This window comes from Micromonospora sp. DT48, from assembly GCF_049844495.1.
Taxonomy (GTDB): Bacteria; Actinomycetota; Actinomycetes; order Mycobacteriales; family Micromonosporaceae; genus Micromonospora.
In genome coordinates, this window is record NZ_JBNCLE010000011.1 from 1 (window position 1) to 17787 (window position 17787).

The following is a 17787-nucleotide window of genomic DNA, read 5'->3' on the forward strand; positions in this document are numbered from 1 at the left end:
ACCCGTATGATACGCCCTCCAGCGCCTTTGGTACTGCACCGGGGCGGGTGTGGTTGATTAGGACACCGCCGCACAAACGTAACTGTCGAGGGCCGCCCGGAATCGGGTCGGCCCTCGACTGCGTTCTTCCGTTGAGGGCCACCCCACATGGGGTGGCCCTCAACGCATTTCCAGACCCTCCACCACGGGTGCTGACCGAGGTCATGGTTACGGCACGGCGATCACGTTCGCCGCCCTTCGCGACATGGGTTCGTCCAGCGCGACTGTGTGCGTGCACAGTTCCAACGTCGGCGCGGTAGCTACCTACGCGTCGGCCGGCTTCACGATGTCAGACGAGGTGGCCGATCTACGCCGCGGTTCCCGGTGAGCACCGCGACGCCGCCGACCAGGGCTAGTCGCGGGACTGGATGCCGTTCCGGATCTGCCGCAGCAGGCCGGCGGCTTCGTCAGTCGAACGGGCGGGGAACATGGCCAGCACCACGCTGCCGTGGTCGGCCCAGCCGCAGACCGCGAACTCGCCACCGTCGCCGCTCGTGCTGCCACACTTCATCACGCCGCCCAACGGGCCGGGTGACACGTCGCGCAGGCCGGTCACCGTCGCGGTCTCGTCGGCCATCAGCCCGAACAGACTCTCCAGATCCCGCTCGGGCTGCCACAGCAAGGTCGTCCCACCGAAGATCAGCACCGATCGGCGTTCGTCGGCCGGGTCCTGGTAGACGGCTCCGAAGCTGCTGTCCAACTGGATGTCGGCGGCGATGCCGCTACGCAGGTAGTCGGCGGTGCTGGCCGCCCGGTCGCTGGTGTCCAGACGAAGCCCGGCGACCTGGTCGGGCGTGGTGATCCGGGCGTCCTTCTGCTGGACGATCCGCCACCCCCAGGTGCCGAACACGCCCACCCCCAGAGCCGCGACGACCGCGAGCAGCACCATGACCAGGCGTCCCCGCCGGGATCGCGCGTCGCCCTGGCCGGTGCCGTCTGCCTGCTCGCGGGCGTCCAACTCGATCGGCTCGTCGGTCAGTTGGACCAACGGGGTGCCGTCGTCGAACTGGCGGCCACTGAGATGTGCGTCGGACATAGCCGACACCGTACGCGAACGACAGGTGGTGCACGTCAGGTCCGTCGAAGCGCTCCGTAGACTTTCAGAGTGACCGAGAGACTGGATGCCCGACGCCCCGACGCCCCGACCCTTGCCGGCCAGTACCAGCCAGGTGAGGTAGAGCAGCGACGGTATGAGCAGTGGGTAGCCGACGGTCGATTCCGGGCCTCCGCGGACAGCGACCGGGAGCCCTTCACCATCGTCATCCCGCCGCCGAACGTCACCGGTTCGCTGCACATGGGTCACGCGCTGGACCACACGGTGCAGGACGCGTTGGTGCGGCGTAAGCGGATGCAGGGCTACGAGGCGCTCTGGCTGCCGGGCATGGACCACGCCGGCATCGCCACCCAGAACGTGGTCGAGCGGCAGCTCGCCGCGCAGGGGCTCTCCCGCCACGACCTGGGCCGCGAGAAGTTCGTCGAGCGGGTGTGGGAGTGGAAGGCCACCTCCGGTGGCGCGATCCTCGGCCAGATGCGCCGGCTCGGTGACTCGGTCGACTGGGACCGGGAACGCTTCACCATGGACGAGGGCCTGTCCCGCGCCGTCCAGACGATGTTCAAGAAGCTGTACGACGACGGCCTGATCTACCGGGCGAACCGGATCATCAACTGGTGCCCCCGCTGTCTCACCGCCCTGTCCGACATCGAGGTGGAGCACACCGACGACGACGGCGAACTGGTCTCGATCCGCTACAGCGACGACGTGGTGGTGGCCACCACCCGGGCGGAGACGATGCTCGGTGACACGGCGGTCGCCGTGCACCCGGAGGACGAGCGGTACCGCCACCTGATCGGCACCGAGGTGGAACTGCCGCTCACCGGGCGGCGGATCCCGATCGTGGGTGACCCGCACGTCGATCCGGCCTTCGGTACCGGCATGGTGAAGGTGACTCCGGCGCACGACCCGAACGACTTCGAGATCGGCCAGCGGCACGACCTGCCCACCATGACGATCATGGACGAGCGGGGCGTCATCACCGCGCCCGGTCCGTTCGAGGGCCTGGACCGGTTCGAGGCCCGCCCGGCGATCGTCGCCGCGCTGCGCGCCGAGGGCCGCATCGTCGCCGAGAAGCGGCCGTACGTGCACGCTGTCGGGCACTGCTCCCGGTGCCGGACCACCGTCGAGCCCCGGCTGTCGTTGCAGTGGTTCGTCAACACCTCGCCGCTGGCCAAGGCGGCCGGTGACGCGGTGCGCGACGGCCGGGTGCGCATCGAGCCGGCGGAGTTGGCCAAGCGTTACTTCGCCTGGGTCGACAACATGCACGACTGGTGCATCTCCCGGCAGCTCTGGTGGGGTCACCGGATTCCGGTCTGGTACGGCCCGGCCGGCGAGGTCGTCTGTGTCGGACCAGATGAGCAACCGCCGACCGGTGCGGGCTGGCACCAGGACGAGGATGTGCTGGACACCTGGTTCTCCAGCGGCCTCTGGCCGTTCTCCACGCTCGGCTGGCCGGAGCAGACCCCCGACCTGGCCAAGTTCTACCCGACGAGTGTGCTGGTCACCGGGTACGACATCCTGTTCTTCTGGGTTGCCCGGATGATGATGTTCGGCCTGTACGCGATGGACGGCCGGCAGCCGTTCGACGTGATCGCGTTGCACGGGATGGTCCGCGACGAGCACGGCAAGAAGATGTCCAAGTCGTTCGGCAACGTGGTCGACCCGCTGGACTGGATCGACCGCTACGGTGCCGACGCCACCCGCTTCACGCTGGCCCGGGGCGCCAACCCGGGCGGCGACGTGCCGGTCAGCGAGGACTGGTGCCAGGGGTCGCGCAACTTCTGCAACAAGCTCTGGAACGCCACCCGGTTCGCACTGATCAACGGGGCGCACACCGACGGCCCGATGCCGGACGCGGCGCGCCTGTCGACCGTCGACCGGTGGATCCTGTCCCGGCTGGCCCACGTCACCGCCGAGGTCGACCAGCAGTTCGAGGCGTACGAGTTCGCCAAGGTCTGTGACCTGCTGTACCACTTCGCCTGGGACGACGTCTGCGACTGGTACGTGGAGCTGAGCAAGCCGGTGCTCGCCGCCGGTGGGGAACCGGCCGAGGTCAGCCGCCGGGTCCTGGGGCACGTGCTGGATCAGCTGTTGCGGCTGCTGCACCCGGTGATCCCGTTCGTCACGGAGGAGCTGTGGACGGCGCTCACCGGCGGGGAGACCGTCATGACGGCGGCCTGGCCGACGGCTGACCGGGCGTTGATCGACGATGCCGCCGAGACGGAGGTGGCCACCCTCCAGCGGGTGGTGACCGAGGTCCGTCGGTTCCGGTCCGACCAGGGCCTGCGGCCGACCCAGCGGGTCGCGGCCCGACTCGACGGGCTGGCCGGTGCCGGTGTCGCGGTGCACGAGCCGTTGATCCGGTCGCTGGCGCGGCTGGATCCGGCCGGTGACGACTTCCAGGCCAGTGCGACGTTGGCCATGCCGGGCGAGGTCAGTGTCGCGTTGGACACTCGGGGCTCGATCGACGTGGCCGCGGAGCGGGCCCGGTTGACCAAGGACCGCGCGGCGGCGGAGAAGGAGGCGGGGCAGGCTCGTGCGAAGCTGGCCAATCCGGCGTTCGTCGACAAGGCCCCCGAGCACGTCGTTTCCAAGATCCGTGAACGTCTGGCGGTCGCCGAGGCCGACCTGGCCCGCATCGATGCCGCCCTGGAGGCGCTTCCCTCGTGACCGACCCTGTTGACCGCGCTGACCGCGTCCCTGCCGAGCGGGCGGGTACCGGATCCAGCGAACCGACCGACCGACCCCGTACCGGTGCGGGCGCGGACCGCCGTGAGCGGACCGGCCGGGCCGAACGCTCCGCCTTCGCGGAAGTGGAGACGGAGCTGGCCGGGCGTGGTTTCACCCGGATGGTCTTCGAACTGGACCGGATCTCGTCCCTGCTGGACCTGCTGGGCAGCCCGCAGCGGGCGTACCCGTCGATCCACCTGACCGGCACCAACGGCAAGACGTCCACCGCCCGGATGATCGACTCGCTGTTGCGGGCCTTCGGGTTGCACACCGGGCGGTACACCAGCCCGCATCTGGAGACGGTGCGGGAGCGCATCAGCCTGGATGGCGAGCCGGTGGACGAGGCTCGGTTCACCGGCGTGTACCAGGAGGTGAAGCCGCTGGCCGAGTTGGTGGACACCCGCTCGGCCGAGCCGCTGACCTACTTCGACATGACCACGGCACTGGCCTTCGCCACCTTCGCCGACGCTCCGGTCGACGTGGCTGTGGTCGAGGTGGGTCTCGGTGGTGCCGAGGACGCCACCAACGTCATCCAGGCCGGGGTGTGCGTACTGACCCCGATCGGGCTCGACCACACCGAGTGGCTCGGTGACACGCTCCAGGACATCGCGGTCGCCAAGTCCGGCATCATCCACCCGGGTGCGACGGTCATCTGCGCCGCCCAGGAGGAGGAAGCGGCCCGGCCGATCCTGCAACGCTGCGCGGAGGTGGGCGCGACCGTCGCCCGGGAGGGCTCGGAGTTCGGCGTACTGCGCCGGGCAGTCGCGGTCGGCGGCCAGGTGCTCACCCTGCAAGGACTGGGTGGGGTGTACGAGGAGGTCTTCGTCCCGTTGCACGGCGCCCACCAGGCGCAGAACGCGGCGGTGGCGCTGGCGGCGGTCGAGGCGTTCCTCGGCGCGGGTGCCCGCCGTCAGCTTGATGTGGAGGCGGTACGGGAAGGATTCGCCACCGCCAGCTCTCCCGGTCGGCTGGAGCGGGTGCGTACCGCGCCGACGATCCTGCTCGACGGCGCGCACAACCCGCAGGGCATGGCGGCCACGGTCGCCGCCCTGCAGGAGGAGTTCGCGTTCAGCAAACTGGTCGCCGTCGTCGGCACGCTGACCGACAAGGACGCCGCCAGCATGCTGGAGCTGCTGGAGCCGGTGGTCGACCAGGTGGTGGTGACCCGGAACAGCTCACCCCGCGCCCTGCCGGTCAAGGAACTGGCCGCGCTGGCCGCAGAGGTGTTCGACCCGGAGCGGGTCGAGGTCGCCGAGGAGATGCCGGACGCCATCGAGGCGGCGGTGGCGTTGGCCGAGGAGGACGTGCCGGGCGAGCTGGCCGGCGTCGGCGTGCTCATCACCGGCTCCGTGGTGACGGTGGCCGACGCACGTCGGCTGCTGAAACGATGACCGGGGACGGCGACGGTCAGCCGCGCCGGTCCGGTCTGCGTAACCCGCAGCGGGCGGTACGTGGGCTCGGCGCGGCGGCGCTCGCGTTGGAGGCGTTGGTGCTGCTGTTGGCGATCCAGCCGATCCGGGCGGTCGACGGCGATCTCGGTGGCGCGGTCATCGCCGTGGTCGTGGCACTGGCGGTGGCCGCCGCCGGGCTGGCCGGCATGATGCGTCGGCCGTGGGCCTGGCACGCGGGCACCGTGTTGCAGGGACTGCTGCTCCTGTCCGGTCTGCTGCACTGGTCGCTGTTCGTGCTGGGCGTGATGTTCGCGCTGGTGTGGGCGTACGCGCTGCACGTGCGCCGGGTGATCCTGGGCTGATCCGGTCGCCGTCGCCGGCGGTCGGAGGCGTGAGCCGCCCCGACGGCCGGGTCACGCCTCCGCGAGTTCCCGCCACTGGGTCAGTGCGATGCCGTGCCCGTCGGGGTCGCGGAACGCCGCCGCCCACACCTCCAGCTTGCTGCCCCGGTTGACCACCCGGGGAGCGTAGGTGAACCGGACGCCGGTCTCGCGTAGCCGTTCGTACGCCGACTGGATGTCGTCCACGTCGAGGTTGACGTGGACCAGCCGACGGTTGATCGGTTGAGCCCCGGTCACCTCGCGGAGCACCAGGCGGGTCGTCCCCGAGGAGAGCACGGCGTTGGCGGCACCCCGGTCGACCTCGGTGAAGCCGAGCCGGTCCCGGTAGAACTCCAGCGAGCGGGACAGCTCGGTCACCAGCAGGGTGATGCCGACTCCGCTGATCGGGGCCGTGGGGTCGGCGGCGTCCAGGTCGTACCCGAAGATCGCCTCGTCCAGTTCCCCCGGGTCGACCGCCGCCGCCCGCTCGCCTGCCGGTGGGGGGTGACCGACCCTGGTCTTCGGCTGGCCGGTGGCGGTCACCCGGTCGGTGGCGTTCGGTGCTGGTTCCGGGTCGTCGAGCGGTAGATCGAGCGGGTCGACGGGATCCGCCGGGTGGGCCGGTGGCTGCTCGGGTGCCGGATCGGCCGTCCGGTCTCCGCGCCCCGCGCCGCCCGGGTCGAGGGTCGTGGGTTCGTCTGCGGCGGCGGTGGCGAATCCCTCGTCGGGGAACTGCTCCTCGGCCGGCATCCGTGGGGCGGGCGTGGCGCGGCGGGGCAGCCGTTGCTCGTCGGAGCGTTCCACCACGGTGCCCTCCAGCACGACCGGTTTGGCCGGGCGCTGGCGTACCCGCACCGTCTCGCGATGCTCCACGGGCTCGGCCACCGGATCGTGCGTCGGGCCGTCGGACGACGCGCCGGGCGAGCCGTCGGACACCTCGCCCAGCGGGTCGCGGAAGTCGTCCTCCGGCGCCCGGTCGGCCCACGGGGGCGCCTCCTGGCCGATCAGCACCTCGTCCGGTGGCACCGTGGCGAACTCGGGAGGCAGGTCGGCGGTGTTGCCGGCCTCGGTGTGGGTGAGCACCTCGTCCCAGAGCACCCGGACGTGTCGCGGGTCGTCCAACGCCACCCGGATCGGCAGGGTCTGGCCCAGCGACGGCCATTTCGACACCGGAACCCGTGGCTCGATGATCTTCTTCGAGCGCGGTGGCAGCCCGGGAGCGTCGATCACCAGCTGAAGTTCGCAGCGACCGAAGGCGTACTGGGTCGGTGGCTCGGAGGCGCTGTGCACGTGGCCAACGCCGACCACCCAGGTGCGGCCACCGGCGCGGACGGTCGCCAGCGCGATCGCCAGGGCGAGCAGGGCGACACCGAGCGCGACGATGGCCCAGCTGGTCATGCCGAGGCCGAAGAGGATCACGAAGGTGGCCACGGTGCCCAACACCGCGGCGATCAGCTTGCGTACCGGTGCGATGGGTCGGTTGCCGCCACCATTCGCCACAGTGGACCTCCCGGGGGTCAGGGCCAGGCTAGGCCGGATCGGGGGCCGGGGGAAGGCCGACCACCGCGCCGGTGCCGGGTCCGGGTCGCTAGGCTGACCGTACCCAGCCCGACCGGCTTCCGCTCTGAGGAGGAACCCAGCGTGTCCAGCAGCAGCCCGGATGAGCGTACGCTCGTCCTGATCAAGCCCGACGCGGTCCGCCGAGGGCTGGTGGGCGAGATCATCTCCCGGTTCGAGCGTAAGGGGCTGCGGCTCGACGCTATGGCGACCCGGACCATGGACGACGCGCTGGCCGACGAGCACTACGCCGAGCACGTCGACAAGGCGTTCTACCCGCCGCTGAAGGCGTTCATGACCGGAGGGCCGCTGGTCGCGCTCGTGCTCTCCGGCGACGATGTCATCAACGTGGTGCGGGGCCTGATCGGTGCCACCGACGGGCGTAAGGCCGCGGCCGGGACCATCCGTGGCGACCTCTCCCTGTCCAACCGGGAGAACCTCGTGCACGCCTCCGACTCGGCCGACAGCGCCAAGCGCGAGCTGGCACTCTGGTTCCCCGAGCTGGACTGAGCCGGCCCGCTCGGCTCAGCTCGCCCAGGGCAGCTTGTCCGGGTTGGCCACCAGGAAGATGTCGGTGATCCGACCGGCGGCCGTGCCGAGCGTCACCGCGTACGCGTCACCGGCCGCTGTGCTGAACACGGCGGCCGGCTGGCCGTTGAGTTCCGTGCGCCGCACGGTGAACGGCCAGCCCTTCGCCCGGATGCCCAGCAGGAACCGGGCGACCCGGTCGGCGCCGCTGACCGGGTTGCGGGCGGCCCGCACCCGGCCGCCGCCGTCGCTCCACGTGGTCGCGTCCGTGGCCACCAGGTCGGTCAGCGCGGCCAGGTCGCCGTCGTCGACAGCGGCGACGAACGCGTCCAGCAGTCGCTGTCGCTCCGCCCGGTCGACGGTGAAGCGGCGCTGGTCGCGCCCGATCCGCAGGCTCGCCCGGTGGTGCAACTGGCGGCAGTCCTCGGCGGAGCGGTCCAGCAACTCGGCGATCTCGGCGTAGGGCAGCTCGAAGGCGGTGTGCAGCACGTAGACGGCACGCTCCGGCGGGGTGAGCCGCTCCAGCAGGTGCAGCAGTGCGGTGGACAGGGAGTCGCGCAACTCGGCCCGCTCCAGCGGCCCGAACGGCGACGGCGAGGTCGGCACCGGCTCCGGCAACCACGACCCGACGTACGTCTCGCGGGTGGCCTGCCGGGCCCGCAGCCGGTCCATCGACAGGTGGGTCACCACCCGGGACAGGTAGCGACGCGGTTCGCTCACCTCGGCGCGGTCGACTCGCAACCAGCGCAGGTACGCCTCCTGGAGGACGTCCTCGGCGTCGTGGCGGCTACCCAGTAGACGGTAGGCCAGCCCGAGCAGCATCGGCCGGTGCGCGTCGAGCGCACCGGCCGCCTCCGCCGCGTCCAGCGGGCTCACACGTCCGTCGGCAACTCGGTGCGGAAGGTCACCGCGATCCGGTTCCACACGTTGATTGTGGCAATCGCCAGAACCAGGTCCGCGAGGGCCTTCTCCGGCCACACCTTCGCCGCGGCGTCCCAGACGTCGTCGGGCACCCCGTGCTCGCCCAGCCGGGTGACCGCGTCGGTCAACGCGAGCGCGGCACGTTCCCGCTCGTCGAAGAAAGGTGCCTCCCGCCAGGCGGCCACCGCGAACAGCCGCCGGCTCGACTCCCCGGCGTCCATCGCCTCCCGGCTGTGCATGTCCACGCAGTACGTGCAGCCGTTCAGCATCGACGCGCGCAGTTTCACCAGCTCCAGCACGGTGTGGTCGACGTTGGCCCGGACGTACTTCTCCAGCCCCAGCACGGTCCCGAATGCCTCCGGTGCCACCTCGGCCGCGTTCATCCGCTGCATGACAACAACCCTCCCGATAGTTCGAACCGACACCACCTGGACGGATGGCCCGATCCGGGGCGTGACAACTGGGGCGTGTGACGCCCGTCATGCGTCGTGTCCCGGGTGGGGCCGGGGGGAGGGTTATTGGCGGGAGGGATGGGAGGTGGGGTGGGTATCATGGGCGGGCGATGATCCGGCTATCACCGGGGAGCTTCCGGAAGAACGGCCGGGTGACCGGCTCAGTAGAACCGGACGGGACGGCCCGTTATCGCCGACCAATGAGCGGGTGGTCGACCCTCGACCGCCAAGCGGGGTGGTACCGCGGGCCCCGGGGCGCTGGTGACGGCGTACCGGACGCTCGTCCTCGCAGACCCACACGACAGTGAGCGTCAGCGAGGAGAGCGACCCCCGATGGCCTATCCGTTGCACGACCCGACTGCCGGCGGCGTACCGGCGAGCCCGGACCTGCCCGCGGTCGAGCGCCGGGTCCTGGAGCACTGGACGGCCGACAAGACCTTCGAGGCGTCGGTGGAGGCCCGGCCGGCCTCCGTCCGGCAACCGGAAGCAGCGCCGGGCTCCGCTGCCGACGGCGCAGCCGCCGACAACGAGTACGTCTTCTACGACGGCCCACCGTTCGCCAACGGCCTGCCCCACTACGGCCACCTGTTCACCGGGTACGTCAAGGACGTGGTGCCGCGTTACCAGACCATGCGTGGTCGACGGGTGGAACGGCGCTTCGGGTGGGACTGCCACGGCCTGCCCGCCGAGGTGGTCGCCGAGAAGCAGCTCGGCATCACCAGCAAGGCGGAGATCCTCGACCTCGGCGTGGCCCGGTTCAACGAGGCGTGCCGCAGCTCGGTGCTGGAGTTCACCCAGGACTGGGAGCGTTACGTCACCCGGCAGGCCCGCTGGGTCGACTTCGCCAACGACTACAAGACCCTCGACCTGGACTACATGGAAAGCGTCATGTGGGCCTTCAAGACCCTGCACGACAAGGGGTTGGTCTACGAGGGCTTCCGGGTGCTGGCGTACTGCTGGCGGTGTGAGACACCACTGTCGAACACCGAGACCCGGATGGACGACGTCTACCGGGACCGGCACGACCCGACGTTGACGGTGTGGTTCGAGCTGACCGCCGACGAGTCCGCGCCGGAACTGGTCCGTGGACCGGTCCGGCTGGGGGTGTGGACCACCACGCCGTGGACCCTGCCGTCGAACCTGGCGCTCGCCGTCGGCCCGGATATCGAGTACGCGGTGCTGGAGCGCGACGGCGAACGCTACGTCGTCGGCGCCGGTCGGCTCGGGGCGTACGCCAAGGAACTCGAGGGGTACGAGCAGGTCGGCACGGTGCGTGGCGCCGACCTGGTGGGGCGGCGGTACACCCCGCTGTTCGACTTCCTCGTCGCCCACGCCGGGTCGAACGCGTACCAGGTGCTCGGGGCGGAGTTCGTGACCACCGAGGACGGCACCGGGATCGTGCACCTGGCTCCCGCCTTCGGTGAGGACGACCAGAACGTCTGCAACGCGGCCGGTATCCCGACCGTGGTCACCGTCGACGACCACACCCGGTTCACCGCGCTGGTGCCGCCCTTCGAGGGTGAGCAGGTCTTCGACGTCAACAAGCCGGTGATCCGTCAGCTCAAGGAGCGGGGGGTGGTGCTCAAGCAGGACACCTACACCCACGCGTACCCGCACTGCTGGCGCTGCGACACCCCGTTGGTCTACAAGGCGGTGTCGTCGTGGTTCGTGGCGGTGACCAGGTTCAAGGACCGGATGGTCGAGCTGAACCAGCAGATCAACTGGACGCCGGAGCACATCAAGGACGGCTCGTTCGGCAAGTGGCTGGCCAACGCCCGGGACTGGTCGATCAGCCGGAACCGGTTCTGGGGTTCGCCGATCCCGGTGTGGCGCTCGGACGACCCGAACTACCCGCGCGTCGACGTGTACGGCTCGCTGGCCGACCTCGAGCGGGACTTCGGCGTACGCCTGACCGACCTGCACCGGCCGGCGGTGGACGACCTGGTCCGCCCCAACCCGGACGACCCGACCGGCAAGTCGATGATGCGCCGGGTGCCGGAGGTGCTGGACTGTTGGTTCGAGTCCGGCTCGATGCCGTTCGCCCAGGTGCACTACCCGTTCGAGAACCGCGACTGGTTCGAGCACCACTACCCGGGCGACTTCATCGTCGAGTACATCGGGCAGACCCGGGGCTGGTTCTACACCATGCACGTGCTGGCCACCGCGTTGTTCGACCGACCGGCGTTCCGCAACTGCCTCAGCCACGGCATCCTGCTCGGCTCCGACGGACGCAAGATGTCCAAGAGCCTGCGTAACTACCCGGACGTCTACCACGTCTTCGACTCGTACGGGTCGGACGCCATGCGCTGGATGTTGATGTCCTCGCCGGTGATGCGCGGCGGGGACATGCCGGTCACCGAGGCGAGCGTGCGCGACGCCGTCCGGCAGGTGCTGCTGCCGCTGTGGAACGTCTGGTACTTCTTCTCGCTCTACGCCAACGCCGATTCGTACACGGCGCGGCGGCGGACCGACTCGATGCACCTGCTCGACCGGTACGTCCTGGCGAAGACGAACGAGCTGGTGTCGACGGTCGGCACGCAGATGGACGCGTACGACATCTCGGGTGCCTGCGCCACCGTCCGGTCCTACCTGGACGCGTTGACCAACTGGTACGTGCGCCGTTCACGGGACCGCTTCTGGGCGGGCGACGCGGACGCGTTCGACACGCTGTGGACCGTGTTGGAGACGCTCTGTCGGGTGGTGGCGCCGCTGGCGCCGCTCACCGCGGAGGAGATCTGGCGTGGCCTGACCGGCGAGCGGTCGGTGCACCTGACCGACTGGCCGGTGGCCGAGGAGTTCCCGGCCGACCACGAGCTGGTCGCCGCGATGGACGCGGTGCGGGCGGTCGCCTCCGCGGCGTTGTCGCTGCGCAAGGCCAAGGGGCTGCGGGTGCGACTGCCGCTGTCGAAGCTGACCGTGGCCAGCCCGGCGGCCGAGCAGCTGCGGCCCTTCGCCGACCTGGTCGCCGACGAGGTCAACGTCAAGGAGGTGGTGTTCACCGACGAGGTGTCGGCGTACTGCCAGCAGGTCTTGACGGTGGTGCCGCGCGCGCTGGGCCCCCGGGTCGGCAAGCAGGTGCAGCAGGTGATCAAGGCGGTCAAGGCGGGGGAGTGGGAGCTGCGCGACGGCGCTCCGGTGGCCGCCGGGGTCACCCTCGCCGAGGGCGAGTACGAGCTGAAACTGGTCGCCGCCGACGCCGAACACTCGGCGCCGTTGCCCGGCGGTGAGGGGGTGGTGGTGCTGGACACCGAGGTCACCGCCGAACTCGCCGCGGAAGGGTTGGCCCGGGACTTCGTCCGCGTGGTGCAGCAGGCGCGCCGGGACGCCGGCCTCGACGTCTCCGACCGGATCACGGTGACGGCGTCGGGCCCGGACGAGGTGCGGGCGGCGGTGGCCGGGTACCGCGACTTCGTGGCCCGGGAGGTGCTGGCCGACAGCGTCGACTTCGCCGAGGGGGTCGACGGCTTCGCCGGTGAGGTCGGTGAGGGTGTGCCGGTGACGGTCGCCGTTCGTCGCGTGTGAGGTGTCCGGAGGGGCCCCGTCGACCGGGGCCCCTCCCCGGCACCCCACTCATCCTGCGGACCAGCCCGACCTCACGCATGCTGTCGTGGGGCGGTCCGCTACGGTGACACCGCCTCGTACCTCACTCGATCCGCCCGGAGGACCAGTGCCGCTGCTCTACACCATCGGCAAGCTCACCGTGGGGCCCGCGATGCGGCTGGCGTTCCGTCCGACGGTGGAAGGGCTGGAGCACATCCCGGAACGGGGTGGCGCGATCTTCGCCGGCAACCACCTGTCGGTGGCCGACGAGCTGTTCCTCGGCACGGTGGTGCCCCGGCATCTGGCGTTCTGGGCCAAGTCCGAGTACTTCAAGGGCACCGGCGTCAAGGGTCGCTTCTCCAAGTTCATCCTCACCGGTCTCGGCGCGATCCCGGTGGAGCGGGCCGGTGGCCGAGCGGCGCTGGCCGCGTTCGACGCCGCCATCCCGGCGCTCAAGGGCGGTGACCTGGTCGTCGTCTATCCGGAGGGCACCCGCTCGCCGGACGGGCGGCTGTACCGGGGGCGTACCGGGGCGGTCCGGCTCGCCATCGCAGCCGGTGTGCCGATCATCCCGGTGGGTATGATCGGCACCGAGAAGGTGCAGCCGATCGGTGCCCGGGTGCCCCGCCCCTTCACCGCAAAGATCACCGTCCGGTTCGGTAAGCCGCTCGACTTCACCGGGCGGCCGGACGACCGGCAGTCGCTGCGGCAGATGACCGACGAGATGATGGGTGAGATCCAGAAGCTCACCGGCCAGGAGTACGTGCCCCGCTACGCCCCGCCCCGGGGTCACCCGCCGGTCACCGGTGAGGCCGACGCCGGCTGAGTCGGCTCACCGCGCGGCGCGATCAGCCGTCGGTGGTGACGATCCGCTCCCGCAGGGTGCCCAGGAGCCGGGAACTGTCGGCCACGGATAGCCCGGTGAAGACACCGGTGGTGATGCTGCCGTGGTCGACCGAGGTGCACACCACCGCGCCGACACCGTCGGTGCGGCCCACGGCGCAGCGCTCGTGGCGACCCCGGATACCGGTCTTCATGACCTGCGTGTCGCGCAGCGCGTACTGCTCGGTGAGACGCTTGATCTCCGCGTCGGCGTCCGCCGACGGAGTGAGCCGGAAGCCGGTGCCACCGAAGACGGTCACCCGCTTGCCGTTGCTCGTGTGGTAGATCCCGGCGAAGGTCCGGTCGGCCAGCAGGTGCGCCTCCCGCATCTGGTTCTCCAGCTGCTTTGCGTCGCGGGTGCTCCGGGGGTCCTCACGCAGTCGCAGGTCGGCCACCTGCTGCGGCAACGAGGCGCTCGCCGGGTACTGACTGGCCATCGGCAGGCCGTAGTAGGTCGGGCAGCCGCAGCAGCAGGCCAGGGTCAGCAGCAGGAACCAGGGCCAGCGGCGACGTTTGCGGCGCGGCGGAGCGTACCCCGGGGGTGGCTGCCAACCGGCCGGCGGCGCGACGGGTGCGGCCGGCTGCGGGCCCGGCCGACCGATCGGGGCGGCGGGCACCGGAAGGCCGGCCGGCACCGGCGGGTAGGGCCCGGGCGACTGCGGGTGCGGCGTGACCGGCGGCGGCGGAACCGGCGAGACCGGTGCCGGGGATACCGGCGGCTCCGGGGGAGCCGAGTGCGGCCGGGTCGGCGGTGGGCTCGGGTAGGACAGCGTCGGCGGCAGAGTGGGGTAGTCGCTGGAGGGGAGGTTCCAGCCGCTGGTGTCGGCACCGGCCCACGGGTCGACCGGAGTCTGGTGCTCCGGCTGTGGAGCCGCCGGCGGCGGCGTGGGTTCGGCGGACTCGCCCCAGCTGCGGCGGCGTGGTGCCGCCGGGGGCACCGGTGCCGAGCCGCTCCACCGAGGGGTGGTCTCCTCCGGGGCGGACTCGGGCAGCAGGCGGGTGCCCTGCGGACCGACCTGCGGCGGGGACTGTCCGTCGTCGGGGCCGGTGTCGAGGGGTGGTCCGACCTTGGTGGGCGCCGGGTCGGCGGCCGGGGCGACGAGGGTGGGTGCCACGTCGGTGGGCCCCGCCTCGACCTGCTCGGTGTCGTCCGGGCCGGCCGACTCGGCTGGTGCGGGGTCGGTGGGCAGTTCGTGGGTGACCGCCGGCTCCTCGTCCCGGTGTTGATCCGGACGGCTCCCGTCGACCGGCCGGTCTGCTTCCGGCTGCGGCTCCGGCATCGCGGCAATCTCCTCTCGCGCCGGTCCGAGGTTAGTACCGGGGTGCCACCTGTATCGAATCGGCTGCCCGCCCGAACGGTCGACGGGGCAGCTCGTGGTCGCTGGCGGTGCCGGGTCCACCGCACGGCGTCGCGTGCGGCGCCCCCGTACGACGGCGGGTGTGAGCGGGGCGGTGACGGGCGGGCGCGTACCCTTGGGCATCATGAGCGTCCCGTCCACCACTTCGCGTCCCGCCGCGGCGAACTCCGTGTGGCCCCGCCTGGAGCCGCTGCTGCCCCAGGTGACCAAGCCGATCCAGTACGTCGGTGGTGAGCTGGGCGCGGTGGTCAAGGAGTGGGACGCGGCGACCGTACGGTGGGCGTTGATGTACCCGGACGCGTACGAGGTGGGGCTGCCCAACCAGGGCGTGCAGATCCTCTACGAGGTGCTCAACGAGCTGCCGGACGTCCTCGCCGAGCGGACGTACGCGGTCTGGCCGGACTTGGAGAAGCTGATGCGCGCCCACGGCGTGCCGCAGTTCACCGTTGACGCGCACCGCCCGGTCCGGGACTTCGACCTGTTCGGCGTGTCGTTCGCCACCGAGCTGGGTTACACCAACCTGCTCACCGCGATCGACCTGGCCGGCATCCCGCTGCTCGCCGCCGACCGGACCGACGCCGATCCGGTGCTCGTGGCCGGTGGGCACGCCGCGTTCAACCCCGAGCCCATCGCCGACTTCATCGACGCCGCCGTGCTCGGTGACGGCGAGGAGGCGGTCCTGGAGATCACCGGGATCGTCCGGCAGTGGAAGGCCGAGGGCTGCCCGGGCGGGCGCGACGAGCTGCTGCTGCGGCTGGCGCGTACCGAGAGCGTCTACGTGCCGCGCTTCTACGACGTGGACTACCTGCCGGACGGCCGGATCCAGCGGGTCGTGCCGAACCGGGCGGACGTGCCGTTCCGGGTGCACAAGCGCACGACGATGGACCTGGACGCCTGGCCGTACCCGAAGAAGCCGCTCGTGCCGCTGGCCGAGACGGTGCACGAGCGGTACGCGGTGGAGATCTTCCGGGGCTGTACGCGGGGCTGCCGGTTCTGCCAGGCCGGCATGATCACCCGACCGGTGCGGGAACGTTCCATCACCACGGTCGGACAGATGGTGCAGCAGGGGCTGGAGTTCTCCGGCTTCCACGAGGTGGGCCTGTTGTCGTTGTCGTCGGCCGACCATTCCGAGATCGGTGACATGTGCTCCGGCCTGGCCGAGCAGTACCAGGGCACCAACGTCTCACTCTCGCTGCCGTCGACCCGGGTCGACGCGTTCAACATCGAACTCGCGCAGGAGCTGTCCCGCAACGGTCGCCGGACCGGTCTGACCTTCGCCCCGGAGGGCGGGTCGGAACGAATCCGCAAGGTGATCAACAAAATGGTCTCCAAGGACGACCTGATCCGCACCGTGGTCACCGCGTACACCAACGGATGGCGGCAGGTGAAGCTCTACTTCATGTGCGGCCTGCCGACCGAGACGGACGACGACGTCCTGGAGATCGCCGACATGGCGCACGAGGTCATCCGGGCCGGGCGTGCCGCCACCGGGTCGAAGGACATCCGGTGCACCGTCTCGATCGGCGGATTCGTGCCGAAGCCGCACACTCCGTTCCAGTGGGCGGCGATGCAGCGGCCGGAGGTCATCGACCACCGGCTCCGGCTGCTCAAGCAGGCCATCAACGCCGACCGCTCGCTGGGTCGCGCGATCGGTTACCGCTACCACGACGGCGAGCCGTCGCTGATCGAGGGCCTGCTGTCCCGTGGCGACCGCCGGGTCGGCGCGGTGATCCGCCGGGTCTGGGAGAAGGGCGGGCGGTTCGACGGCTGGAGCGAGCACTTCTCGTACCAGCGCTGGGTGGACGCCGCCGCCGAGGTGCTGCCCGACTTCGGGGTCGACCTCGACTGGTACACCACCCGGGAGCGCGACGAGCTGGAGGTCCTGCCCTGGGACCACCTGGACTCGGGCCTGGACAAGGACTGGCTCTGGCAGGACTGGCAGGACGCGCTCAGCGAGTACGAGCAGGACGACTGCCGGTGGACGCCCTGCTTCGACTGCGGCGTCTGCCCGGCGATGGACACCGAGATCCAGATCGGCCCGACCGGCCGGAAGCTGCTCCCGTTGACCCCGGTCAACGGTTTGAAGCTGCCCACCGGCGCGCAACAGTGACCCCGGCGGCCCGGGTGGGTTCCGACACCGAGGAGTAGGACGATCAGTAGGAAACCACAGCCCGAGGGCGGCCAGGCACCGGTCGTCCAGCGCATCCGGATCCGGTATGCCAAGCGCGGCCCGCTGCGGTTCACCTCGCACCGGGACTTCGCCCGGGCCTTCGAACGGGCACTGCGCCGTGCCGGCGTACCGGTGGCCTTCTCCCAGGGCTTCACCCCGCACCCGAAGATCTCGTACGCCAGTGCGGCGCCGACCGGGGTCGCCAGCGAGGCGGAGTACCTGGAGATCGGCCTGCGGGAGGCGGTCGATCCGGAGCAGTTGCGGGTGGCGCTGGACGCGGCGCTCTCGCCCGGTCTCGACGTGCTCGACGCCGTGGTCGCCAGCGGAACCAGCCTGCCGGACCGGATCGAGGCGTCCCACTGGCGGATCGAGCTGCCACAGGTGGAACCGGAGGTCCTGGCCAAGGCGGTGGACGCCTTCACCGCCGCCGACGAGGTGTTGGTCGAACGGATGACGAAGCAGGGGCGGCGGACCTTCGACGCGCGTGCCGCAGTCGTCAGTATCGATGTGTCGGCCTCGTCGGCGACGCCTTCCGGGGCCCCAGCCGTACCGTGTGCGATACTCGAACTGGTCGTGCGGCAGGTCACCCCGTCCGTACGGCCCGATGACGTCCTTTCCGGCTTCCGCGTGGTGGCCGGCCTGGAGCCGCCGGTGGCCCCGAAGGTGATCCGGCTGGCTCAGGGCACGCTGACCGCGCAGGGTGCGATCGTGGATCCGCTGGACGCGGAGCGCGACGGGGCAACCATCGGCGGGCGCTGACCGACGGTCGGCGCCTAGGCAGGCAG

General features: G+C 70.9%; 13 protein-coding genes and 1 pseudogene. 9 read left to right on the forward strand and 5 right to left on the reverse strand.

Going from position 1 to position 17787, the window contains the following annotated elements; translation table 11 throughout:
* Positions 1–193: 193 nt before the first annotated feature.
* Positions 194–367 (forward strand): annotated as a pseudogene (locus ACLQ2S_RS14745) (GNAT family N-acetyltransferase); the annotation flags it as partial.
* Positions 368–391: 24 nt separating this feature from the next.
* On the opposite strand, the gene ACLQ2S_RS14750 reads toward ACLQ2S_RS14745, so the two are convergent.
* Positions 392–1075, reverse strand: a complete 684-nt coding sequence (locus ACLQ2S_RS14750) for a hypothetical protein (RefSeq protein WP_425701855.1) — start codon at positions 1073–1075, stop codon at positions 392–394.
* A gap of 69 nt (positions 1076–1144) precedes the next feature.
* Here ACLQ2S_RS14750 and ACLQ2S_RS14755 point away from each other — a divergent pair, with 69 nt between their 5' ends.
* From ACLQ2S_RS14755 to ACLQ2S_RS14765, 3 genes are all read left to right on the forward strand, one after another.
* Complete coding sequence (locus ACLQ2S_RS14755; protein ID WP_309223648.1) at positions 1145–3763, forward strand: valine--tRNA ligase; 2619 nt, start codon at positions 1145–1147, stop codon at positions 3761–3763.
* A gap of 179 nt (positions 3764–3942) precedes the next feature.
* Positions 3943–5214: a bifunctional folylpolyglutamate synthase/dihydrofolate synthase gene (locus ACLQ2S_RS14760; RefSeq protein ID WP_425701954.1), complete on the forward strand. Its 1272-nt coding sequence runs from the start codon at positions 3943–3945 to the stop codon at positions 5212–5214.
* A complete protein-coding gene (locus ACLQ2S_RS14765) occupies positions 5211–5576 on the forward strand; it encodes a DUF4233 domain-containing protein (protein WP_425701856.1) in 366 nt (121 codons plus the stop codon). The genes ACLQ2S_RS14760 and ACLQ2S_RS14765 overlap by 4 nt, the downstream gene beginning before the upstream one ends.
* A 51-nt stretch (positions 5577–5627) precedes the next feature.
* Here ACLQ2S_RS14765 and ACLQ2S_RS14770 read toward each other — a convergent pair whose 3' ends face one another.
* Positions 5628–7094 carry a VOC family protein gene (locus ACLQ2S_RS14770; RefSeq protein WP_425701857.1) on the reverse strand — a complete coding sequence of 489 codons (1467 nt, stop codon included), beginning with the start codon at positions 7092–7094 and terminating at the stop codon, positions 5628–5630.
* Positions 7095–7235: 141 nt separating this feature from the next.
* On the opposite strand from ACLQ2S_RS14770, the gene ndk reads away from it, so the two are divergent.
* Positions 7236–7661 carry a nucleoside-diphosphate kinase gene (ndk, locus tag ACLQ2S_RS14775; RefSeq protein ID WP_309223646.1) on the forward strand — a complete coding sequence of 142 codons (426 nt, stop codon included), beginning with the start codon at positions 7236–7238 and terminating at the stop codon, positions 7659–7661.
* 15 nt (positions 7662–7676) lie between these two features.
* On the opposite strand, the gene sigJ is transcribed toward ndk, so the two are convergent.
* Positions 7677–8555, reverse strand: a complete 879-nt coding sequence (gene sigJ, locus ACLQ2S_RS14780; RefSeq protein ID WP_309223645.1) for an RNA polymerase sigma factor SigJ — start codon at positions 8553–8555, stop codon at positions 7677–7679.
* Complete coding sequence (locus tag ACLQ2S_RS14785; RefSeq protein ID WP_155220817.1) at positions 8552–8992, reverse strand: carboxymuconolactone decarboxylase family protein; 441 nt, start codon at positions 8990–8992, stop codon at positions 8552–8554. The genes sigJ and ACLQ2S_RS14785 overlap by 4 nt, the downstream gene beginning before the upstream one ends.
* 393 nt (positions 8993–9385) lie before the next feature.
* On the opposite strand from ACLQ2S_RS14785, the gene ileS reads away from it, so the two are divergent.
* Together ileS and ACLQ2S_RS14795 are read left to right on the forward strand one after the other, a co-directional pair.
* A complete protein-coding gene (gene ileS, locus ACLQ2S_RS14790; protein WP_425701858.1) occupies positions 9386–12574 on the forward strand; it encodes an isoleucine--tRNA ligase in 3189 nt (1062 codons plus the stop codon).
* Between the two features lie 145 nt (positions 12575–12719).
* Positions 12720–13418 carry a lysophospholipid acyltransferase family protein gene (locus ACLQ2S_RS14795; protein WP_425701859.1) on the forward strand — a complete coding sequence of 233 codons (699 nt, stop codon included), beginning with the start codon at positions 12720–12722 and terminating at the stop codon, positions 13416–13418.
* Between the two features lie 22 nt (positions 13419–13440).
* Here the strand turns inward: ACLQ2S_RS14795 and ACLQ2S_RS14800 are convergent, their stop codons facing one another.
* Entirely contained in the window at positions 13441–14754 is a 1314-nt protein-coding gene (locus ACLQ2S_RS14800) for a hypothetical protein (RefSeq protein ID WP_425701860.1), read from the reverse strand.
* 202 nt (positions 14755–14956) lie between these two features.
* Between ACLQ2S_RS14800 and ACLQ2S_RS14805 the strand changes: the two genes are divergently transcribed.
* Together ACLQ2S_RS14805 and ACLQ2S_RS14810 are read left to right on the forward strand one after the other, a co-directional pair.
* Positions 14957–16942, forward strand: coding sequence for a TIGR03960 family B12-binding radical SAM protein (locus tag ACLQ2S_RS14805; RefSeq protein WP_155220813.1), 1986 nt, complete (start codon positions 14957–14959; stop codon positions 16940–16942).
* Positions 16943–17041: 99 nt separating this feature from the next.
* Positions 17042–17761: a TIGR03936 family radical SAM-associated protein gene (locus ACLQ2S_RS14810; RefSeq protein ID WP_425701955.1), complete on the forward strand. Its 720-nt coding sequence runs from the start codon at positions 17042–17044 to the stop codon at positions 17759–17761.
* Positions 17762–17787: the final 26 nt, after the last annotated feature.

What these genes read in the sequence shown, in the direction of transcription:
- ACLQ2S_RS14750 (WP_425701855.1), bottom strand. Translation starts at nt 1,075, where the DNA reads ATGTCCGACGCACATCTCAGTGGCCGCCAGTTCGACGACGGCACCCCG.
- ACLQ2S_RS14760 (WP_425701954.1), top strand. Translation starts at nt 3,943, where the DNA reads ATGGTCTTCGAACTGGACCGGATCTCGTCCCTGCTGGACCTGCTGGGC.
- ACLQ2S_RS14765 (WP_425701856.1), top strand. Translation starts at nt 5,211, where the DNA reads ATGACCGGGGACGGCGACGGTCAGCCGCGCCGGTCCGGTCTGCGTAAC.
- ACLQ2S_RS14785 (WP_155220817.1), bottom strand. Translation starts at nt 8,992, where the DNA reads ATGCAGCGGATGAACGCGGCCGAGGTGGCACCGGAGGCATTCGGGACC.
- ileS (WP_425701858.1), top strand. Translation starts at nt 9,386, where the DNA reads ATGGCCTATCCGTTGCACGACCCGACTGCCGGCGGCGTACCGGCGAGC.
- ACLQ2S_RS14800 (WP_425701860.1), bottom strand. Translation starts at nt 14,754, where the DNA reads ATGCCGGAGCCGCAGCCGGAAGCAGACCGGCCGGTCGACGGGAGCCGT.
- ACLQ2S_RS14805 (WP_155220813.1), top strand. Translation starts at nt 14,957, where the DNA reads ATGAGCGTCCCGTCCACCACTTCGCGTCCCGCCGCGGCGAACTCCGTG.